At 72.2% G+C, this 21,609-nt stretch carries 10 protein-coding genes; 6 read left to right on the top strand and 4 right to left on the bottom strand.

The genetic code is table 11. The features are described from left to right. Positions 1 to 63: 63 nt before the first annotated feature. Entirely contained in the window at positions 64 to 2,079 is a 2,016-nt protein-coding gene (locus tag ACH4KB_RS36590) for an FAD-dependent oxidoreductase (protein WP_398071208.1), read from the bottom strand. A gap of 215 nt (positions 2,080 to 2,294) precedes the next feature. On the opposite strand from ACH4KB_RS36590, the gene ACH4KB_RS36585 reads away from it, so the two are divergent. Both ACH4KB_RS36585 and ACH4KB_RS36580 read left to right on the top strand, forming a co-directional pair. Beyond that, positions 2,295 to 2,822 (top strand): DoxX family protein, encoded by a 528-nt coding sequence (locus tag ACH4KB_RS36585; protein WP_398071206.1) that lies wholly within the window; start codon positions 2,295 to 2,297, stop codon positions 2,820 to 2,822. Beyond that, positions 2,822 to 3,376 (top strand): hypothetical protein, encoded by a 555-nt coding sequence (locus tag ACH4KB_RS36580; RefSeq protein ID WP_398071204.1) that lies wholly within the window; start codon positions 2,822 to 2,824, stop codon positions 3,374 to 3,376. The genes ACH4KB_RS36585 and ACH4KB_RS36580 overlap by 1 nt, the downstream gene beginning before the upstream one ends. Here the strand turns inward: ACH4KB_RS36580 and ACH4KB_RS36575 are convergent. After that, positions 3,334 to 5,475, bottom strand: a complete 2,142-nt coding sequence (locus tag ACH4KB_RS36575; RefSeq protein WP_398071202.1) for an MMPL family transporter — start codon at positions 5,473 to 5,475, stop codon at positions 3,334 to 3,336. The genes ACH4KB_RS36580 and ACH4KB_RS36575 overlap by 43 nt on opposite strands. Before the next feature lie 221 nt (positions 5,476 to 5,696). Next, the gene (locus tag ACH4KB_RS36570; RefSeq protein ID WP_398071200.1) at positions 5,697 to 6,197 is read right to left on the bottom strand and encodes a MarR family winged helix-turn-helix transcriptional regulator; all 501 of its coding nucleotides are present in this window, start codon (positions 6,195 to 6,197) and stop codon (positions 5,697 to 5,699) included. A 222-nt stretch (positions 6,198 to 6,419) separates the two neighbouring features. Here ACH4KB_RS36570 and ACH4KB_RS36565 point away from each other — a divergent pair, with 222 nt between their 5' ends. Beyond that, positions 6,420 to 7,262 (top strand): DUF1206 domain-containing protein, encoded by an 843-nt coding sequence (locus tag ACH4KB_RS36565; protein ID WP_398071198.1) that lies wholly within the window; start codon positions 6,420 to 6,422, stop codon positions 7,260 to 7,262. A gap of 409 nt (positions 7,263 to 7,671) precedes the next feature. On the opposite strand, the gene ACH4KB_RS36560 is transcribed toward ACH4KB_RS36565, so the two are convergent. Continuing rightward, positions 7,672 to 8,880, bottom strand: coding sequence for a cysteine desulfurase-like protein (locus ACH4KB_RS36560; protein ID WP_398071196.1), 1,209 nt, complete (start codon positions 8,878 to 8,880; stop codon positions 7,672 to 7,674). Positions 8,881 to 9,455: 575 nt separating this feature from the next. On the opposite strand from ACH4KB_RS36560, the gene ACH4KB_RS36555 reads away from it, so the two are divergent. From ACH4KB_RS36555 to ACH4KB_RS36545, 3 genes are read left to right on the top strand one after another with little or no spacing between them, the layout of a single operon-like run. Then, positions 9,456 to 10,397: a sterol desaturase family protein gene (locus tag ACH4KB_RS36555; RefSeq protein ID WP_398071194.1), complete on the top strand. Its 942-nt coding sequence runs from the start codon at positions 9,456 to 9,458 to the stop codon at positions 10,395 to 10,397. 59 nt (positions 10,398 to 10,456) lie between these two features. Continuing rightward, positions 10,457 to 19,933, top strand: coding sequence for an amino acid adenylation domain-containing protein (locus tag ACH4KB_RS36550; RefSeq protein ID WP_398071192.1), 9,477 nt, complete (start codon positions 10,457 to 10,459; stop codon positions 19,931 to 19,933). Beyond that, complete coding sequence (locus ACH4KB_RS36545) at positions 19,923 to 21,605, top strand: phytoene desaturase family protein (RefSeq protein WP_398071190.1); 1,683 nt, start codon at positions 19,923 to 19,925, stop codon at positions 21,603 to 21,605. Before ACH4KB_RS36550 ends, ACH4KB_RS36545 begins: the two co-directional genes overlap by 11 nt. The last annotated feature ends 4 nt before the right edge of the window (positions 21,606 to 21,609 follow it).

Genomic DNA, 21,609 nt, shown 5'->3' with positions numbered 1-21,609 from the left:
CCGGACCGGGGGCCGGCCGCCGACAAGGCCCGCCCCCTGCGTACTCCGGCGGCGCCCTGCCGCTCAGAGCCTCGCTGCCAGCTCCGTGCCCTGACGGATCGCCCGCTTCGCGTCCAGCTCGGCCGCCACGTCCGCGCCGCCGATCAGATGGACCGGGACGGCTCCCGCACGCAGCTCCTCGTACAGCTCGCGGCGCGGTTCCTGACCGGCGCACAGCACCACCGTGTCGACCGGCAGCACCCGCCGCTCACCGTCGACGGTGAGGTGGAGGCCCTCGTCGTCGATGAGGTCGTAGGCGGCTCCGGCGATCATCTCGACGCCCCGGTGGCGCAGTTCGGTGCGGTGGATCCACCCCGTCGTCTTCCCGAGCCCGGCACCGACCTTGGTGGTCCTGCGCTGGACCAGGTGGACCGTGCGCGGTGACTCGGGACGCTCGGGAGTGCGCAGCCCGCCGCGCTCCGCGTAGGCGGTGTCGACGCCCCACTGCCGGAAGAACGTGTCCGCGTCCAGACTCGCCGCGTCGCCGCCGTCGGTCAGGAACTCCGCGACGTCGAAGCCGATGCCGCCCGCCCCGACGACCGCGACCCGGTCGCCGACCGGCGCCCCGTCGCGCAGCACGTCCAGATAGCTGACGACGTTCGGGTGGTCCGTGCCGGGGATCGCCGGGGTACGCGGCTCGACGCCGGTGGCGAGCACGATCTCGTCGAAGCCGTCCAGCGATCCGGCGTCCGCCCGGGTGGACAGCCGGACGTCGACGTCCAGCTCGGCCAGCCGCGTACGGAAGTAGCGCAGCGTCTCGTCGAACTCCTCCTTGCCCGGCACCCGGCGCGCCACGTTCAGCTGCCCGCCGATCTCGTCCGCCGTGTCGAACAGGGTCACCGCGTGCCCCCGCTCGGCCGCCGTGACGGAGCACGCGAGGCCCGCCGGGCCGGCGCCGACCACGGCGACGCGTTTACGGGTCCGGGTCGGGCTCAGGACCAGCTCGGTCTCGTGGCAGGCGCGCGGATTGACCAGACAGGAGGTGATCTTGAGGCTGAAGATGTGGTCCAGGCAGGCCTGGTTGCAGCCGATGCAGGTGTTGATGGCGTCCGCCCGGCCCGCCGCCGCCTTCGCGACGAACTCCGGGTCGGCCAGGAAGGGGCGGGCCATGGAGACCATGTCGGCCCGGCCGGAGGCGAGGATCTCCTCGGCGACCTCGGGGGTGTTGATGCGGTTGCTCGTCACCAGCGGTACGGAGACCGCGCCGCGCACCTTCTCGGTCACCCAGCTGAACGCGCCGCGCGGCACGGAGGTGGCGATGGTCGGGATCCGCGCCTCGTGCCAGCCGATGCCGGTGTTGATGATCGTCGCGCCCGCCGCCTCGATCTCCTTCGCCAGCGTCACGACCTCCTCCAGCGTCGAGCCGCCCGGTACCAGGTCCAGCATGGAGAGCCGGTAGATGAGGATGAAGTCGTCGCCGACCCGCTCGCGGACCCGGCGCACGATCTCGATGGGCAGGCGCATGCGGTTCTCGTAACCGCCGCCCCAGCGGTCGGTGCGGTGATTGGTCGCGGAGACGATGAACTCGTTGATCAGATAGCCCTCGGAGCCCATGATCTCGACGCCGTCGTAGCCCGCGAGGCGCGCGAGACCGGCCGCGCGCACGAACTCCTCGATGGTCTCCTCGACCTGGTCGTCGGTGAGCGCGTTCGGGGTGAACCCGCTGATCGGGGCCTTGAGCGCGCTCGGCGCGACCAGGTCGGGGTGGTGCGCGTACCGCCCGAAGTGCAGGATCTGCATCGCGATCCGGCCGCCCGCCGCGTGCACCGCCGAGGTGATCTCCCGGTGCTGGGCCGCCTCGGCCTCGGTCGTCATCTTCGCCCCGCCGGGAAAGGAGCACGCCCGTTCGCTGGGGGCGATGCCGCCGGTGACGATCAGCCCCACCCCGCCCCGGGCGCGCTCGGCGTAGAACGCGGCCATCCGTTCGAAGCCGCGATCGGCCTCCTCCAGGCCGATGTGCATCGATCCCATGAGGACCCGGTTGGGGAGGGTGGTGAACCCGAGGTCCAGCGGGCTCAGCAGGGTCGGGTACAGGCTCATCCGGGGTCTCCTCCGCACGGGGTCGTCGCGTCAGTTGTAGACCACCCCGAGTCGGCTATGCAACAAGTTGCATAATGATCTGCGTCGCACTCCGGGCCGCGTCCCGCCGGGGCCGTGCCCCGTACGGCCCAGTCCGACCGGGCCCCCTCTCCCGGGGCCGACGACAGTGGGAGCCGTAGGAAACCACCCCGAACCCACCAGCCCCGGGAGTCTTCATGGTCTGCGTCAACCGGCGTGATCTCGGTCTGCTCGCCCTACGCGTCGGCACCGGCGCGGTGCTCGCCGCCCACGGCAGCCAGAAGCTGGCCGGCTGGTTCGGCGGCGGAGGCATCCAGGGCACCACGGCCGCGATGGAGGCGATGGGATTTCACCCGCCCAAGCACAGCGCCGTGGCCGCCGGGCTCGGCGAAGCGGGCGGCGGCGTCCTGCTGGCCCTGGGTCTCGCCACCCCGGCGGCGGGCGCGGCGGCCGCCGGGGCGATGGCCGGCGCGGTGGCCGTGCACGCCCCGGCGGGCTTCTTCGCCCAGGGCGGCGGCTACGAGTACCCGGCGTTCCTCGGTTTCACCGCGGCGGCCATCGGGCTGACCGGTCCCGGGCGCTACTCCGTGGACCACGCCACCTGCCATGTCTTCGACCGCGCCTGGATGGTCGCGCTGGCCTTCGCGGGCAGTGCGGTCGCCGCCGCCGCGGTGGTCGGCAAGCGCACGAGGGCGCAGTCCGACCGGCCGCAGGAGGGGTCCTGATGGGCGAGGACCCCTCCCGGGCCGCCGACCCGGCCGGCCCCGACGCCCCGCCACCCGCCGGCTTCGCGCCGGGGCCCCGGACCGGACCCGGGCAGGGGGACGCGCCGTGGCAGCGCGCCGACGGCCCGGCCGGCCCCGCGCCGACGCCCGATCCGGACAGCCTCTGGGTGACCGGCGGTGTGCTCCTCGCCGGGATCCTGATGCTCTGCCAGGGCACCGTGGCGGCCCTGGAAGGCGTCGCGGCCCTCGCCGACGGGGACGTCTACGGCGACGTCGGCGAGTACCTCTACCGGATCAGCCTCACCGGCTGGGGCTGGATCCACCTGGGCTTGGGCGTCTGCGCGGCCGTCACCGGGGCCGCGCTGCTCAAGGGGGCGGGTTGGGCGCGGGTGGCCGGCATCCTCTTCGCCTCCCTGAGCCTCTTCGCGCACTTCCTCTTCCTGCCGTACGCGCCCCTCTGGTCGGTGATCGTCATCGCCCTGGACATCTTCGTCATCTGGGCCCTGGCCGCCTACCGGGACCCGGACCCGGCCTCCGCGACCGTGCCGCGCTGACCTCCCGCCCCTTCCCGGCTCAGAGCACCCGGCCACCACGCCTTCGGCCCGATGTCCCGCACCAGTGCCGGGACGAGGAGCGACCGGACGACCAGCGTGTCCAGCAGGACGCCGAAGGCCACGATGAACGCGATCTGGAGCAGGAACGCCAGCGGGATCACGCCCAGCGCGGCGAAGGTGGCCGCCAGGACGACGCCCGCCGACGTGATGACCCCGCCGGTCGTGGTGAGCCCGCGCAGGATGCCCTCCCTGGTGCCGTGCCGCAGCGACTCCTCCCGGACCCGGGACATCAGGAAGATGTTGTAGTCGACGCCCAGGGCGACCAGGAACACGAACCCGTACAGGGGCACCGACGAGTCCGTGCCGCTGAAGCCGAACACATGGGTGAAGACCAGCGAGGAGATGCCCAGCGTGGCGAGGAAGTTCAGCGCCACGGTCGCCACGAGCAGCACCGGCATCAGCAGTGACCGCAGCAGGAAGACCAGGATCACCAGGATGATCGCCAACACCACCGGCACGATCAGCATGCGGTCGTCCTCCGCCGTCCGCTGGGTGTCGTACTGCTGGGCGGTGTAGCCGCCGACCAGGGCGTTCGATCCGGGTACCGCGTGGACCGAGGTGCGCAGCGCGGCCACCGCCTCCTTGGCGCCGTCGCTGTCCGCCGCGTCATCGAGGGTCGCGTCGATACGGACCCTGCCGTCGACGACGAGGGGTTCGCCGCCGGGCCGCCCGCTCGCGCTCACCGGTGCGACCGAAGCCACCCCTTCGGTGCGTTCGGCGGCCTCGGTGACCTCGGGCAGGCGGTCCGCCGCGGCGATGATCACGGCCGGATTGCCCGAACCGCCGGGGAAGTGCTCGCTCAGCGTCTCCTGCGCGGCCACGGACGGGGCGTCGTTGACGAAGATCTCGTCGAGCGGAACCCCCTTGGAGGTGAGCGTGGGGGCGAACGCGGCACAGGCGATCAGGGCCGCCAGGGTGATCGCCCACACCTTGCGGGGCGACCGGTCGACGAGGGCCGCGACCTTGTGCCAGATGCCGTGGGCGCCGGACACCTTGTCGTCGGCGGGCCTGGGCTTCGCCGGCCAGTAGGCCTTCCGGCCGAGCAGCACCAGGGCGGCGGGCAGGAAGGTGAGGGCGCTGAGGACCGAGCAGACGATACCGATCGCGCCCACCGGCCCCAGCGCCCGGTTGTTGGTGAGGTCGCTGAGCAGCAGGGCGAGCAGGCCCGCCGCCACCGTCGCGGCGCTGGCCGTGATCGGGCCGAAGGACTCGCGCAGCGCGATGCGCATCGCGGTGAACCGGTCGCCGTGGAGGGCGAGTTCCTCGCGGAACCGGGCGGTGAGGAGCAGTGCGTAGTCCGTCGCCGCGCCGATCACCAGGATCGACAGGATGCCTTGCACCTGACCGTCCACGCGCACGATGTCGTGGTCGGCGAGGACGTAGACGATCGCACAGGACAGGGCGAGGGCGAACACGGCGCCGAGGATGATGACGAAGGGCAGCAGCACACTGCGGTAGACCAGCAGCAGGATGACGAGCACCGTGATCAGCGCGACTCCGAGCAGCAGCCCGTCGATGCCCGCGAAGGCGTCGGACAGGTCGGCCTGACTCGCGGCCGGCCCCGCCAGCTGGACCGTCGTGCCGGGCACGGACGCGCCCGCCTCCTCGATCCTCTCCAGCACCGTCGGCAGTTCGTCCCCGAGGCCGGGGCTCAACTGCACGATGCCCTGGAGCGCGAGGCCGTCCTCCGAGGGCAGTGCGGGGGAGGGCGCTCCGACGACGCCGTCGCTCCCGGCGAGCGCGGCGAGGGCTTTGGTGGCGGCCCCCCGCTGCTCGTCGCTCACCGGCGCGTCCTTCTCCGCCGAGGTCCAGACGACGATGACCGGCAGGGTCTCGTTCTGCTGGAACGCCTTCTGCGCGTCGATAACTTGGGTGGACTCGGCGTTCTGGGGCAGGAAGGCGGCCTGGTCGTTGGTGGCGACCTCGCCGAGCTTCCCGGCGTACGGGCCGAGCCCGCCGCCGACGCCGAGCCACGCGATGAGCAGCACGACGGGGACGAGCCAGCGGATCGACCGTGCGGAGCGTGCGGGGGTGGACATGTCTCTCCCGGGGGTGGAGATATCTCAGTAGTGAACAATCTCAATCGTTGAAATACATTACGGGACTGCTCGTGCGGACGGCCGCAGGGGTGGGTTCGACGGCCGCCCCGTCCTCCCGTGGGCCCCGCCGTCCTCCTGCCGGCCCCGTTCTCCCGCGGGCGCCTCCGTCCTCCCGTGGGCCCCCGTTCTCCCGCGGGTGCCCCCGATCCGGCAGGGAAAGCTCAGCGACGCGCCGGGGGAACCTCGCCCAGCTCCTCGTTCATGGCGGCGAGGAAACGCAGGACGGTCGCCAGCTCCGTCTCGCTGAAGCGCGCCCTCGCTCGTGCCGTGGCCTGGGCGAGCGGCATGAAGTAGTCGCGGGCGGCAGTCCGGGCGCTCGCCTCGTAGTACACGTGCACGACCCGGCGGTCGGTGCTCTCCCGGGCGCGGCGGACATGACCGGCCCGCTCCAGCCGGTCCAGGCAGGCGGTCACCGCGCCGGAGGTGAGACCCAGATGTTCACGCAGGGCCCCCGGGGTGAGGGGCGACGGGGCGTCGAGGATGGCCGCGAGCGCACTCACGTCCGTGGGATGCAGCTGCTGGTTCGCCGCGAAACCGTGGGTCATCCGGTTGATCTCGCCGTTCATCCGGCGGAGCTCCACCGCGAACGCCTGGAGGTCCGCGAGCGGCTCCCCGGATTCCGGGGAGCCGCTGCGGTTCGGTCGGTCGTCGGCGCTGGTCACGCCCTCAGCGTATAGAACAGGCGCGCGGGGGCCCTGTCCGGACTGCCGCGCCGCGCCCGGACCGTCGCGAGGTCCGGGCAGCGAGCGGGGGCGGGTCTTCTCGTCCTCTCCCGCGCTGACGCGCGTCCGCTCGGACCGCCCGCCGCGTCGTCGTCTCCGCGTCGCGAGTCACCAACGATGCGCTCATGACATTGATCCGCCGGACCGGGGCAACTGGGATGCATGAATACCCGTTCAGTAGCAGCGCAGGGACGCGGCCAGGCGAGAAGAGCCGCGAACAGCACGGCGATGGAGGCAGGAGCCCGCGCGGGCTTCGTGGCACGTGGGGTGATCTACGTGCTCGTGGGCGCCCTCGCCCTGCAGATCGGGTTGTCCGGAGGCGGGGGTGAACAGGCCGACCGGGGCGGCGCGATCGGTGAGATAGCCGAGAAGCCCTTCGGGAAGATCCTGCTGTGGGTGCTGGGCGTCGCCCTGGTGGGGATGGCGCTCTGGCGGCTCTCCGAGGCCCTGTTCGGCGGGGCCGGGTCCGACGGCCGCAAGCCCACCAAGCGGGCCATGGCGGCGGGCCGCGCCGTCTTCTACGGATTCGTCGCCTACTCCGTCCTGTCCTTCGCCGCCGGTGACTCGGGCAGTGGAGGCGGATCGTCCGACCAGCAGTCGAAGGACATCACCGCCAAGGCGCTCGGCTGGCCCGGGGGCCAGTGGATCGTCGGGATCGCGGGGGCAGGGGTGGCCTGCGCCGGTCTCTGGATCGCCGTCCGGGCGCTCCTGCGGAAGTACCACAAGCACCTGAAGACTTCCGAGATGTCGAAGCGGGTCCGTCAGGCGGTCGACTTCACCGGAGTCTTCGGCGGTACGGCGCGCGGCATCGTGTTCGCCACCGCGGGCGGATTCGCGGTGGCCGCCGCGATCAAGCATCAGCCGGACGAGTCCAAGGGCATGGACGACACCCTGCGCTCCTTCACCGACACCCCCGTCGGCCCGTGGCTCCTGGTGGTCATCGCCCTCGGCCTGGTCGCCTTCGGCGTGTTCTCCTGGGCCAACGCCCGCTACCGCAAGGTCTGAGCGCTGCCGAGCGGGCCGTCGGCCGCCGACCGCCGGCGTCAGCGGTCGGTGGTCCCGCCCGCCGGCCGGCCGGCGGGCGGGGACCGGACGGCCGGCGGGCGCGATCGTCCCGAAGCTCAGTGCACGATCTGACATGCCGAGCATCCTGGCACGGCGGTCTCGGCCTATCTCGTACTGCCGCCCCCGCGACGGGAGGAGGTGCTCGGCCGTATCGCTCGGGCCCTGCCGGAAACGGTCGAGATCGACGCCGACATCACCGCCCATCTCGCTCGTCGCCGCCACGAGCCGTAGCGGTGCCCAGCTCCCGGACGTCCCTCGGACGCCCGCCTCCGCGAAGAACCGGCCTCCGACGAGCCGAGTGCGCCGTCCCGGGCCGCGAGCACCCTTCCCGCCGCGAGCCCCGGCCGCGTCACCGCAGCCAGTCCGCCAGGCCCGTCAGGAGGCGCTCCACGTCGTCCGTGTCGTTGTACGCGCAGAGTCCGACGCGCAGGCCGCCGCTGTCGCCGAGCCCCAGGTGGCGGGAGGCCTCCAGGGCGTAGAAGGAGCCGGCGGGCGCGTGCACCCCGGAGCGGGCGAGGGAGCGGTAGGCGTCCGCCGCGTCCCGGCCGTCGAAGGTGAGCAGCAGGGTGGGGGTGCGTTCGGCGGCACGGGAACGGACCGTCGCCCCGCCCAGTTCGCCCACCGCCTTCTCGATGCTCTCCCGCAGTGCGCTCTCGTGGGCGTCGATCGCCGCGTACGCCGACCGCAACCGCGCCCGGCGCCCGCCCGCCGCATCCCCGTCGGCGCCCAGGCCCGCGAGGAAGTCCACCGCCGCGCGGGTCCCCGCCATCGACTCGTAGGGAAGGGTGCCGAGTTCGAAGCGTTCCGGCACAGCGTCGGTGGACGGCGCCAGCTTGTCCGGACGGAGCGTGCCGAGCAGTTCGGGCCGGGCGGCGAGCACCCCGTGATGGGGGCCGAAGAACTTGTACGGGGAGCAGACGAAGAAGTCCGCCCCGAGCCGTTCCACGTCCACCGCGTGGTGGGCCGTCAGATGGACCCCGTCCACGTACAGCAGAGCGCCGGCCCGGTGGACCAGTTCGGCGATGGCCGGGACGTCGGGCCGGGTGCCGATGAGGTTGGAGGCGCCGGTCACCGCGACCAGCCGGGTCCGCCCGGTGATCTGCGCGCCGACCGCCTCGGGGGAAAGCTCGCCGGTCGACGGGTCGAAGTCGGCCCACCGCACCGTCGCCCCCACCCGCTCGGCCGCCTGCACCCACGGGCGGATGTTGGCATCGTGGTCCAGCCGGCTGACCACCACCTCGTCCCCCGGGCCCCAGGCCCTGGACAGGGTGCGGGAGAAGTCGTACGTGAGCTGGGTGGCGCTGCGGCCGAACACGATCCCGCCCGGGTCCGCGCCCAGCAGGTCCGCCATCGCCTGCCGGAACCCGCGGACGATCTCCTCCGCGTTCACCTCCCCGGGCAGCCCGGCGCCCCGGATCGACAGGGGCCCGCTCATCGCCTCGCCGATCGCGGCGATGACGGCGGCCGGGGCCTGGGTGCCGCCGGGCCCGTCGAAGTGCGCCGTACCGGACCGCAGGGCGGGGAACTGTGCGCGCACCGCGCCGACGTCGTACGACAAGGAGGCTCCTCGATTCGCTCGCTGATGTGCTGCCGGATCTCGCTGTGATCATCGCAGGCGGTGTCCTCCGGTGGAAGGAGCGGGAGCCCCTCCGGCGGATCCCCGCTCCCAAGGTCCTGCTTCGGGGGCGCTTGGGGGGGCTGTTTCCGCGCGGGCGCACAGCTCCCCCTCGGACATGCGCCGGAGCGTGGGGCAGCGTCTCCCGGCGCACCGAAATGCGCCGTCCCTAAACGTCGCGATGATCCTACGAAAGAATTGTTCGCACAAATGAACGCGCCTCGGTTGCATGATTCTTCTCGCATTCTCGTCACGAACAAATGCGCCGGATGATTTCTCCGGGGCGGGCGTGATTAAAGCGGTGGGAACGGGAAATAGATGATCTGGGCTGATGGGGTCGGGGGCATCAGTTCACGCCACGGCCGAATTCCATCGGGGCCGGGTGTCCGAAAGGTGCCGGCGCGGAAGTCGTGGTCGCCGCCCGGGGTTTCCTGTCATGTCCCAGGGGGTGCTCTGGCCTGCTCTGATGCGATGCGAAGGTCTCTCCCCCCAGCACTGCCACTTGTGGAGGGTCACGGATGGACGAGCGCGAGCAATCCGCCGATGGCGGAATCTATTCGGCCGGATATTCGGTCGACCGGAAGGGGTGGGCCGGTAATTCTCCTGCCCGGCTTCTTCGCGTGGCTGCGTACCCGGTTCTGCTCCTCGCGGTCGTATCCGTGGGCGCGGCCGCATTGTGGCTGGAGTGGGATCCGGCCTGGGTCAGTTCACTCTTTCTGGTCGGGGTCATCGCCTATCTGGCTATCCTGGAACGGCTGATACCTTATGACCGGAACTGGCACCCCAAAAGGGCCGAATGGTGCTGGTACGGAATTTACTTCCTGCTCACCATGGCCGGAAGCGGACTGGCGCAACTACTGGTCGCGCTGGCCGTCGGCCTGATCTCGCCGGCGGAGTCGGCCTACCACCTCGGGGTCGAGATCCCGGGCGCGCTCCTCGCGGGATCTCTCGTCAGCTACACGGTGCACCGGCTGGGGCACCGGAACGCCCTGCTCTGGCGGCTGCACGGAGTGCATCACGTGCCGGAGAAGGTCAACGTCGCCAACAACGGGGTCAACCATGTGCTGGACATCGTCCTGGCGCAGGCCCTCGTCCAGCTGACTCTGGCGTCCGTGGGATTCTCCCGACCCGCGGTGCTGGTGGTCGGACTCTTCGTCGCCGCCCAGGGCTACTTCGTCCACGCCAACATCGATGTCCGCATCGGACGGCTCAACCATCTGCTGGCCAGTCCCGAGCAGCACCGTCTCCACCACAGCACCGATCTGTCCGAAGCCGGCCACTACGGCTCCGACCTGTCGTGCTGGGACCACCTCTTCGGCAGCTTCACCTGGTACCCCGGCCGCGAGCCCGCCGCCGTGGGCCTGCACGACCCGACGTCATTCCCCGGCACCGGCGAGATCCTCGCCGCCCTCGCACATCCCTGGCGACGCCGACCGGCACGGGCCTCCCGGCCGGAGTGACCACCGTCCCCCTTGACGCTCCACCACGACTTGCTCCACCACGACTTGAGGAGTTCGACATGGCCGACGCGAACAACCGGGCGTTACGGAACAAGGTGGCGATCGTCGGGATGGGCTGCCGCCTGCCCGGCGGCGCCTCGGACCACCGCGCGTACTGGCGCAACCTGGTGGAGGGCAAGGACTGCATCACGCCCACACCGCCCGACCGGTACGACGTCCATACGCTCGGCAGCCGGTTCCGCGACAAACCCGGACGCCTCGTCGGGGGCCGCGGCGGGTACATCGACGGCTTCGACGAGTTCGACCCCGCGTTCTTCGGCATCAGCCCCCGCGAGGCCGACCACATGGACCCGCAGCAGCGAAAGCTGCTCGAAGTGGCCTGGGAGGCCCTGGAGGACGGTGGCCAGCGCCCTGCCGACCTCGCCGGCGGCAACGTCGCCGTCTACGTCGGCGCGTTCACCCTGGACTACAAGATCCTGCAATTCGCCGACCTGGGCTTCACCTCGCTGGCCGCCCACACCGCGACCGGGACCATGATGACGATGGTGTCGAACCGCATCTCGTACTGCTTCGACTTCCGCGGCCCCAGCCTCTCCATCGACACCGCGTGCAGCTCCTCCCTGGTCGCCGTCCACCTGGCCTGCCAGGCACTGAACAACGGGGAGAGCGACCTCGCGCTGGCCGGCGGAACCCTGCTGCACATGGCCCCGCAGTACACCGTCGCGGAGACGAAGGGCGGGTTCCTGTCGCCCGAGGGCCGCTCCCGTACGTTCGACGCCGCCGCCGACGGCTACGTACGGGCCGAAGGCGTCGGCCTGGTGGCGCTGAAGCGGCTGGACGACGCCGTACGGGACGGGGACCGGATCCACGCGGTGATCGCCGGCAGCGGCGTCAACCAGGACGGGCACACCAACGGCATCACCGTGCCCAACGCCGACGCCCAGGTCGAGCTCATCCGCCGGGTCTGCGCCGAGGCGGGCATCACCCCCGGCGACCTCCAGTACATGGAGGCGCACGGCACCTCCACCCCGGTCGGCGACCCGATCGAGGCGAACGCCCTGGCCCGCGCGCTGGCCGTCGGACGCCGCCCGGGCGCCCGCGCCTACGTCGGCTCGGTCAAGACGAACATCGGCCACACCGAATCCGCCGCCGGGATCGCCGGGCTGATCAAGACCGCCCTGAGCATCAAGCACCGCACGATCCCGCCCCACATCAACCTGGAGAACCTCAACCCCGCCATCGACCCGGCGACCCTCCCCTACGAGATCCCCACCCGGCCCACCGCCTGGCCCGAACACGAAGGGCCCGCCCGCGCCGGGGTCAACTCCTTCGGTTTCGGCGGCACCAACGCCCATGTCGTCCTGGAGGAGGCCCCCGAGGCCCGGCCGGACATCCGCCCCGCCGCGCCCGCCGGGCGACGCTGGAGCATCCTGCCCCTCAGCGCCCGCAACCCCGGCGCCCTGACGGAGATGGCGGCCGGAATCCGGGGCGAGCTGGCGGGCGACAACGGCCCGGCCGTGGCCCTCGACGACCTCGGCCACACCCTGGCCCACCGCCGCCAGCACCTCCCCGAGCGGCTGTCCGTCACCTACACCTCGCGCGCCTCCCTCGACGAGGCCCTCGCCGCCCACGCGCGCGGCGAGGCCCACCCCCGGGTCGTCCACGGCCGCGCCCGGGACGCCGCCGACCGGCGACTGGTATGGGTCTTCACCGGCATGGGCCCCCAGTGGTGGGGCATGGGCCGCCAACTGCTGGCGGAGGAACCGGTCTTCCGCGACGCGATCGCCGCCTGCGACCAGGCGCTGCGGGAGTTCGCCGACTGGTCCCTCATCGAGGAGATGACCGCCGACGAGTCCGTCTCCCGGATGGCCGAGACCTGGCTCGCCCAGCCCGCGAACTTCGCCGTGCAGGTGGGCCTGGCGGCCCTGTGGCGGTCCCACGGAGTGCGCCCCGACGCCGTGGTCGGCCACAGCACCGGGGAGATCGCCGCCTTCCACGCGGCGGGCGTCTACTCCCTGCGGGACGCGGCCAGGATCGTCGTGCACCGCAGCCGCCTCCAGCAGACCCTGGCCGGCACCGGCGCCATGCTCGCCGTCAGCCTCTCGGAGGACGAGGCGGAGCGCCGGGTGCGCCCCTACAGCGACCGGGTCTCCATCGCCGCCGTCAACAGCCCCACCGCGATCACCCTGGCCGGGGACGAGGCCGCGCTGACCCTGCTGGCCGAGGAGCTGCGGTCCGAGCAGCAGTTCGCGAAGTTCCTCACCGTCGAAGTGCCCTACCACAGCGTCGTCATGGAGCGGATCAAGGACGAACTGCTTTCCGAACTGGCGCCGTTGGAGCCGCGAGCCACCCGGGTTCCGCTGTATCCGACAGGTGTCGAGGGAACCGCCCGGGGCGAGGAACTGGACGCCGCGTACTGGTGGAAGAACGTCCGCGAGCGGGTGCGCTTCCGCTCCGCGGTCGACCGCATCGCCGACGACGGCCACCAGGTGTTCCTGGAGATCGGCCCGCACCCGGTCCTCGGCCACGCGATCCGCGAATGCCTCGACACGGGCGGGACGAGCGGACTCACCCTGCCCTCGATCCGCCGCCGGGAGAACGAGAGCGAGCGCTTCGCCGCCTCCCTCGGCTCGCTCCACAACCTGGGCGTCCCCATCGACTGGAGCGTCCTCCAGCCGGCCGGCCGGCCGGTCACCCTGCCCCGCCACCCCTTCCGGCGCGACCGTCACTGGACCGAACCCGGGCCCGTCGCCCAGGTCCGGCTCGGCCACCGCGACCACCGACTCCTCGGCCGCCGCACCGACCGTACGGATCCCACCTGGCAGGCCCGCCTGGACACCGAGGACCTGCCGTACCTCGCCGACCACCGCATCCAGGACACCGTGGTCTTCCCCGCCGCCGGGTATCTGGAAATGGCCGCCCAGGCCGTCCTGCGGCTCACCGGCGGCACCACCGCCGTCCTGGCCGACATCGATCTGCGCAAGGCCCTCTTCCTGCCCGACGGCGAGGACCGGACCGTGGAGGTGTCGCTCTCCCTGGAGAACGCCGCCTTCACCATCGCCTCCCCGACCGGGGACGACGGGGAACGGGCCGTGCACGCGAGCGGGATCGTCCGCACCGGGCAACGCCGTCGCACCGCCCCGCCGCTCGACGCCCCCGCGCTCCGCGCCAGGTCCCTGCGGCACCTCGAAGGCCCCGACTGCTACACCGCGCTGGCCGCCCTCGGCTACCACTACGGCCCCGCCTTCCAGGCCATCGAGGAGGTCTGGATCGGCGCCGGAGAGGTCCTCGCCCGGATCCGCCCGCCCCGGGCGATCGGCGACGACGCGGCGGGCCACCACCTCCACCCCGTCCTCCTCGACGCCTGCTTCCAGACTCTCCTGACTCCGCTGATTCCGCTGACTCCCGAAGATCCCGCACCGGTCACCGGGATCAGGCTGCCGCTCTCCCTGGACGAGGTCGCCCTCGAACCCATCGGCGACCAGCCGTTCTGGGCCCACGCCACCCTGCTCCCCGGCGACGCCGACACCACCCTCGGCAACATCGCCCTCTACGCGGACGACGGGGCGCCGCTCGGCCGTGTCCTCGGCTTCCGTGCCGCCGACGTGGAGAAGGCGGCCACCGCCGTGGCCCGGACCACGATCGACTCCTGGCTCGCCGAACCCGTCTGGACCGACTGCCCGCCGCTGCCCGCCGAGGACGCCCGCGCCCTGCCGCAGGACGTGAACGACGGTGACACGCGCGACGACGACGTTCGCGGCGAAGCGTCGGGGCCCACCGCCGACCGTCGGCAGGTACCGGCACCCGTGGCCCGCCACCACGACTGGCTCGTCCTCGCCGACACCGGCGGTGTCGCGGACGCCTTCGCCGCCCTGGCCGCCGCCCGGGGCGAACGCTGCCGCCTGGTGCGCCGGGGCGCCGCCTATACCGCGTCCGGCGACGGCGCCACGTTCACCGTGGACCCCGCGTCCGACGCCGATCTGCGCCGGCTCCTCGCCGACCTGGACCGCGACGGGGGGCCCTTCCGGGGGGCCGTCCTGCACCTGTGGAACCTCGACGCCCCCGCCCTCGCCGCGTGCGACCTGAGCTCCGTCCGCGACCACACCGGCGCCGGAGCGTACTCACTGATCGCCCTCGCCCGGCTCCTGTCCGCCCGGGGCGCCGGAGGCCGCCTGCACATCGTCACCCGCGGCGCCCAGCCCGCCCTGCCCGGTGAGGGGCCCGAACCCCTCGGCGCACCCGCCTGGGGCATCGGCCGCGTACTGCGGCACCAGGAACTGATCGAACACCCCGGTAAACTCATCGACCTCGACCCCAGGCGGCAGCCGGGCCCCGACGGCGACCGGGCCGAGGCCGAAGCGCTCCTCGGCGAAGTCCTCAGCGACGACGAGGAGGAGATCGCCCTGCGCGACGGCGGCCGCCGCACCAGCCGCCTCCGCCCCGCCGAGGGTCTGACCCGGCCGCTGCCGCTGCGCCTGCGGGAGGACGGAAGCTATCTGGTCACCGGCGCGTTCGGCGCGCTCGGCCGACTGCTGTGCCGCACCCTCGTACGCCGCGGGGCCCGCCGGATCATCCTGGTCGGGCGCACCCCCGTCCCGGCCCGGGAGAAGTGGTCCGGCACCGACCCCGCCACCGCCGAGGGCCGGGCCGTGGCCCTGCTCCGCGAGCTGGAGGCGCTCGGCGCGCAGCCCGTCCTCGCGACCCTCGACATCACCGACGAGGACGCCCTGGCCGGCTGGCTCGACACGCACCGGCACAGCGGGGCGCCCCCCGTACGCGGGGTGTTCCACCTCGCGGGACAGGTCCGCGACACCCTCGTCGCCGATCTGGACCGGGCCGCCTTCGACGCCGTCCACGACCCCAAGACCGTCGGTGCCCACCTCCTGCACCGGCACCTGCGCGACGAGCCCCTCGAACACTTCGTGCTCTTCGCCTCGATCGCCTCGCTGCTGACCACGGCCGGCCAGACCAACTACGCGGCGGGCAACGCCTTCCTGGACGCCCTCGCCCACCACCGCCGCGCCCAGGGGCTGCCCGCGCTCAGCCTGGACTGGGGCCCCTGGGCCACCGGAATGATCGAGGAACTGGGACTGGTCGACCACTATCTGCACAGCCGTGGCATGAGCTCGCTGTCCCCGGACGCCGGCATGGCCGTCATGGAACGCGTCATCGGCCAGGACCACGCCCAACTGGTCGTCGCCACCGTCGTCGACTGGCCCGTCTTCCTCGCCTGGTACCCGTCCCCGCCGCCCCTGGTCGCCGATCTCGCGGCGTCCGCCGCCCCGCCGACGGACGCAGCCTCCGGCAACGGGTTCCTCGACACCTTCCGCGCCGCCGACGAAGAGACCCGCCGCACCCTCGTCACCGAGCGGTTCGCCGCGCTCGCCGCCACCGTGCTGCGCACCGGCACGGACCGCATCGACCCCGCCACCGGACTCGGCGAACTCGGCCTCGACTCGCTCCTCGCCATGGAGCTGCGGGCCCGGATCCACGCCGAGCTCGGCGTCGCCCTCCCCGTGGTCGCCCTGCTCAGTGGCACCCCGGCCGGGGAACTCGCCGCCCAGCTCCACGACGGCCTCGCCGCCCTGGCCTCGGCCGACGCCCCCGACGGGGCAAGGGGTGCGGTGGAACTCCACAGCGACGCGGGGCAGTACCCGCTGACGCAGAACCAGAAAGCGCTCTGGTTCCTCAAGCACCTCAACCCCGACGGTTACGCGTACAACATCGGCGGGGCCGTCGAGGTGACCGTCACGCTCGAACCGGACCTGATGTTCGAGGCCGTCCGACGGCTCATCGCCCGGCACCCCGCGCTCCGCACCAACTTCCTCCTGGTGGACGGGCAGGCCGTGCAGCGGGTCTCCGAGGACGCCGCGACGGACCTCGCCCTCTTCGACGTCCAGGGAGAGGACTGGGAGTCCATCCACGCGACGATCGTCCAGGAATACCGCAAACCCTACGACCTCGCCCACGACCCGCTGGTCCGCTTCCGGCTCTTCAAGCGGGGCCCGGACCGCTGGATCATCATGAAGGCCGTCCACCACATCGTCTCCGACGCCATCTCCACCTTCACCTTCATCGAGGAACTCCTCGCCGTCTACGAGGCGTTGCGCCGCAACCAGGAACCCCAGCTCCCACCGATCGAGGCCCGCTACCTCGACTTCCTCAACCAGCAGAACGCCTTCCTGGCCGGGCCCGGGGCGGCGGGCATGCTCGACTACTGGCGCGTCCACCTGCCGGCCGAGGTCCCGCTCCTCGACCTGCCCGTCGACAAACCGCGCCCGGCGGTCCAGACCCACAACGGGGCCTCCGAGTTCTTCGTCCTGGACGACGCCCTCAGCGCCCGTGTCCACGCCCTGGCCCGCGCCCACGGCGTCACACCGTTCATGGTGCTGCTGAGCGCGTACTACCTCCTGCTGCACCGCTACTCCGGGCAGGACCACATCGTCGTCGGCAGCCCGGTGACCGGCCGCACCCGGCAGGACTTCGCCTCCGTCTACGGCTACTTCGTCAACCCGCTGCCCCTGCACGCCGACCTGTCCGATGACCCGACCGTCGCCGAACTGCTGCAACAGGTCCGCCGGACCGTGCTCGGCGGCCTGGACAACCAGGAGTACCCCTTCGTCCTCCTCGTCGAGGAGCTGGGCCTCCAGCACGACCCCAGCCGCTCCGCCGTCTTCCAGGCGATGTTCATCCTCCTCACCCACAAGGTGGCCACCGAGCAGTACGGCTACCGCCTGGAGTACATCGAACTCCCCGAGGAGGAAGGGCAGTTCGACATAACGCTGTCCGCCTACGAGGACGAGGCCGAGGGCCGCTTCCACTGCGTGTTCAAGTACAACACCGACCTCTTCCTCCCCGAGACCATGCGCCGCATGGCCGCCCACTACACCCGGCTCCTCGACCGGATGACCCGGGCGCCGGGCGAACAGCCCGCCTCACGGCTGGAGATGCTCGGCGACCGGGAACGTGAGCGGCTCGTCGGGGAGTGGAGCCGCCCGGCCCTGCCGTCCGCCGGAACCGGGGCGGAGCCGTTCGTCCCGGTCCAGACACTGATCGGCCGCGTCGCCGCCCAACACCCCGCGGCCGTCGCCGTCACCCTGCCCACCGCACACGGCGGGGCCCGCCGGCTGACCTACGCCGAGCTGGACCGGCGGGCCGCCGACACCGCCGCCCGGCTGCGGGCGCTCGGCGTCGGCGAGGGCTCGGTGGTCGTGCTCTGCCTCGACAAGTCGCCCGAGCTGATCGTCGCCCTGCTCGGCGTGCTCAAGTCCGGCGCCGCCTACCTCCCGCTCCGGTCCGACCAGCCCGCCGACCGGCTCGCCCACCTCGTGACGACCACCGGCGCGGCACTCGTCCTCGTCGCGGACGACGCCACGCCGGAGCAGACCGGCGCCCTGACCGTGCCGACGCTCACCCTCGCCGCCCTCGGACGCACCGAACCGCACCCGGAAGGACCGGCAACCGAGGCCGGCCCCGACTCGCCCGCGTACGTCATCACCACCTCCGGATCCACCGGCCGCCCCAAGGCCGTCCGCGTCAGCCACCGCAACCTCGCCTCCGCCCACGCCGCGTGGCGCCAGGAGTACCGGCTGGACACCGACGTCCGGACGCACCTCCAGATGGCCGAACCGTCCTTCGACGTGTTCACCGGCGACCTGGTGCGCGCCCTGTGCTCGGGCGGCACCCTCGTCCTGGCCGACCGCGACCTCCTCTTCGACACCACCAGGCTCTACCGCACGATGCGTCAGGAACGCGTCGACTGCGCGGAGTTCGTCCCCGCCGTCGTCCGCGGCCTGATGGACCACTGCGCACGGGAAGGGCTGCGACTGGACTTCCTGCGGCTGCTGGTGGTCGGCTCGGACGCCTGGAGCGTGGGGGAGTACCGCCGGCTGGCCGCACTCTGCGGACCCGGCACCCGACTCGTCAACTCCTACGGCCTCACCGAGGCCACCATCGACAGCGCGTTCTTCGAGGGGCCCGTCGACGACCTGGAACCCGGCGCCATGGTCCCGATCGGCCGGCCCCTGCCCAACAGCACCCTCCACGTCCTCGACGCCCACGGCGAACCCGTCCCGCCCGGCGTGCCCGGCGAACTGTGGATCGGCGGCGACGGCGTCGCCCTCGGCTACGCCGGAGACCCCGAACAGACCGAGGAGCGCTTCGTCACCCGGGCGCTCGGCCGGGGAGCCGACGCCCGGCCCGAACGCCTCTACCGCACCGGCGACATCGCCCGCTGGGACGCGCACGGCCGGGTCCACCTGCTCGGCCGCACCGACGGCCAGGTCAAACTGCGCGGCCACCGCATCGAGATCGGCGAGATCGAGGCGCAGCTCGCCCAGTGGCCCCCGCTCGCCCGGGCCGTCGTCACCGTACGCAACGACACCGGGGGAGACGCGGCGCTCTGCGCCTACTGCGTGACCGCACCCGGTGCGGCGCTGGACGTCCGGGCCCTGCGCCGCCACCTGGCCCGTTCACTGCCCTCGTACATGATCCCGGCCCACTTCACCGAACTGCCCGCCCTGCCGCTGACGGCCAACGGCAAGGTCGACACGGCCGCCCTGCCCTCTCCCCGGGCCGAGGCGGGGGACCGGCCGCACGAGGAGCCCGTGACGCTCTACGAGGTCAGCGTCGCCCGCCACTGGAAGACCCTGCTCGGTCGCGAACAGATCGGTCTGGAGGACGACTTCTTCGAACTCGGCGGCAGCTCGATCAAGCTCATCGAACTCCTCCACCACCTGCGTACCGAGTTCGGCGTCGGCGTCCCCGTGAGCAGGCTCTACCAGGTCACCACGTTGCACGGCATGGCCGCCACCGTGGAGGACGTCCTGCTCGGCACCACCGCCGACGAACTGCCCAGCCTCACCTTCAACGCCGGACAGACCCCAGCCCTCTTCTGCTTCCCGCCCGCCGGCGGCCACGGACTCGTCTACCGGGGGCTGGCCGCACAGCTCCCCGACTACTCCGTCACCGGCTTCAACTACCTGCCCGGCGACGACAAGGTCAGCCGGTACGCCGACCTGATCGAGGCAGACCGGCCCGACGGCCCGTATCTGCTCCTGGGCTACTCCCTGGGCGGCAACCTCGCCTTCGAGACGGCCAAGGAGCTGGAGCGGCGCGGCCGGGACGTCGCCCACGTCGTCATCCTCGACTCCCGCCGCATCCTCGCCGCCTACGAACCGGACGCCTCGGGCATCGCCGCCTTCGAGAGCGAACTCGCCGACCACGTACGCAAGCACACCGGCTCCGAGGCCGTCGCCCGGGAGACCCTCGCCCACGCCGCCGAATACCTCGCCTTCTGCGGGCGCACCCCCAACACCGGCACGGTCGCCGCGACGGTCAGCGTGATCACCGACGAGGAGAAGGCCGCCCTCTACGCCGCCGGCGAGCACGGCACCTGGCACGGCAGCTCCACCGGCGCCACCGCCGTACTGCGCGGCTCCGGCATCCACGCCGACATGCTCGACGCCAAACACCTGCCCCGCAACGCCGAGCTGGTGCGCTCCGTCCTGAGGGGAGAAGCGGCCCATGGCGGATGACGACCCCACCGACTGGACCAGCAGGGAACGCGCCCCGGGCACCCCGCCCCGTGTCATCGTCATCGGCGCGGGCGTGGCCGGCCTCTCCACCGGCGTCTACGCGCAGATGAGCGGAGCCAGGACCCGCATCTTCGAGAAGCACGTGCTGCCCGGCGGCTGCTGTACCGCCTGGTCGCGCGACGGGTACCTCTTCGACTACTGCATCGAATGGCTCATCGGCACCGCCCCGGGCAACGACGCCCACCGGGTGTGGAGCGAACTCGGTGCGCTCGACGGCAAGACGGTCACCAACTTCGACCTGTTCAACAAGGTCGAGGACGCCTCGGGCCGGTCGGTGACGTTCTACAACGACCCCGACCGGCTGGAGGCCCACCTCCTGGAGGTCTCACCCGCCGACGCCCCGCTCATCCGGGCCTTCACCCGGGACCTGCGGCGCTTCATCGACATCGAGCTGTACCCGTTCCTGACCGCCCCCGCGCTGCGGACCGTTCGGGAACGCGCCCAGACCCTGCGCACGGTGCTCCCCGCCTTCCGGCTGTTCTGGCGGACCGCCGCCACCCCGATGCAGGCGTTCGCCGACCGGTTCCAGGACCCGCTGCTGCGCAAGGCGTTCCGCAACATCTTCTTCCAGGACCCCGAAGGCTTCCCGATGCTGCCGTACCTCTTCAACATGGCAGCCGCCCACCACGGCAACGCGGGCTTCCCCCAGGGCGGTTCGCTCGGCCTCGCCCGCTCCGTCGAGGAGCGCTACACGAGCCTGGGCGGAACGATCACCTACCGGGCGCGAACCGAACGGATCCTGGTCGAGGACGACCGGGCGATCGGCATCGAACTCCGCAACGGCAGACGCTACTTCGCCGAACACGTGGTCTCCGCCTGCGACGGCCACACCACCGTCTACGGACTCCTGGGCGGCCGGTACACCGGCCCCCGGATCGACAAGCTCTACACCGACCTCCTCCACCGCCCCGGCACCCTCTTCCCCGCCGTCGTCTCCGCCTTCGTCGGCCTGCGCGGCGACCTGGACCCCGAGGAGGCGCACAGCACCACACACCTCCTCGGCCCGGACGACGCGGCCCTCCTCCCCGGGGCCCTCCAGGACAGCTTCGTCGTGCAGGCACGCTCCCGCTACTCCGGCGGCTTCGCACCGCCGGGCCACTCCGTCCTGCACTGCACCTACTTCAGCGACTACGCCCACTGGAAGGACCTCCGCACCAGGGACCGCAAGGAGTACCGCCGGCGCAAGCGCGAAGTCGCCCACTTCGTCCGCGACTTCCTGGAGCGCCGCACCCCCGGCATCGCGGACCGCATCGACATCGTCGAGGTCGCCACGCCCGCCACCACCTACCGCTACACCGGCAACCTCGGCGGCTCCATCCTCGCGTGGAAGGCGTTCTCCGAAGCCGACGACGTCGCCGCCCGCCTCGTCGGCAAGGACCGGATGCGGCTGCCGGGACTGAGCAACTTCTCCATGGCCGGACAGTGGATCGGCATGGGCGGCCTGATCCGCGCCGCCTCCACCGGCCGCTTCGCCGTCCAGTACCTCTGCCGCGACCTGGGCCTGGAATTCCGGGCCTGGGAGAGCAAGGGCGCCGAACCCTGGCGCCCCGGGAAGCTGGGACACCTGCCCCAGCTCGACCGGTGGTCCGCACGGGAGAGCGAGGGATCGTGAGCGA

Source organism: Streptomyces sp. NPDC017520 (assembly GCF_044329855.1).
Lineage (GTDB): Bacteria > Actinomycetota > Actinomycetes > Streptomycetales > Streptomycetaceae > Streptomyces.
The sequence above is the reverse complement of the archived record's forward strand: the minus strand, read 5'-3'. Positions and strand labels throughout refer to the sequence as shown.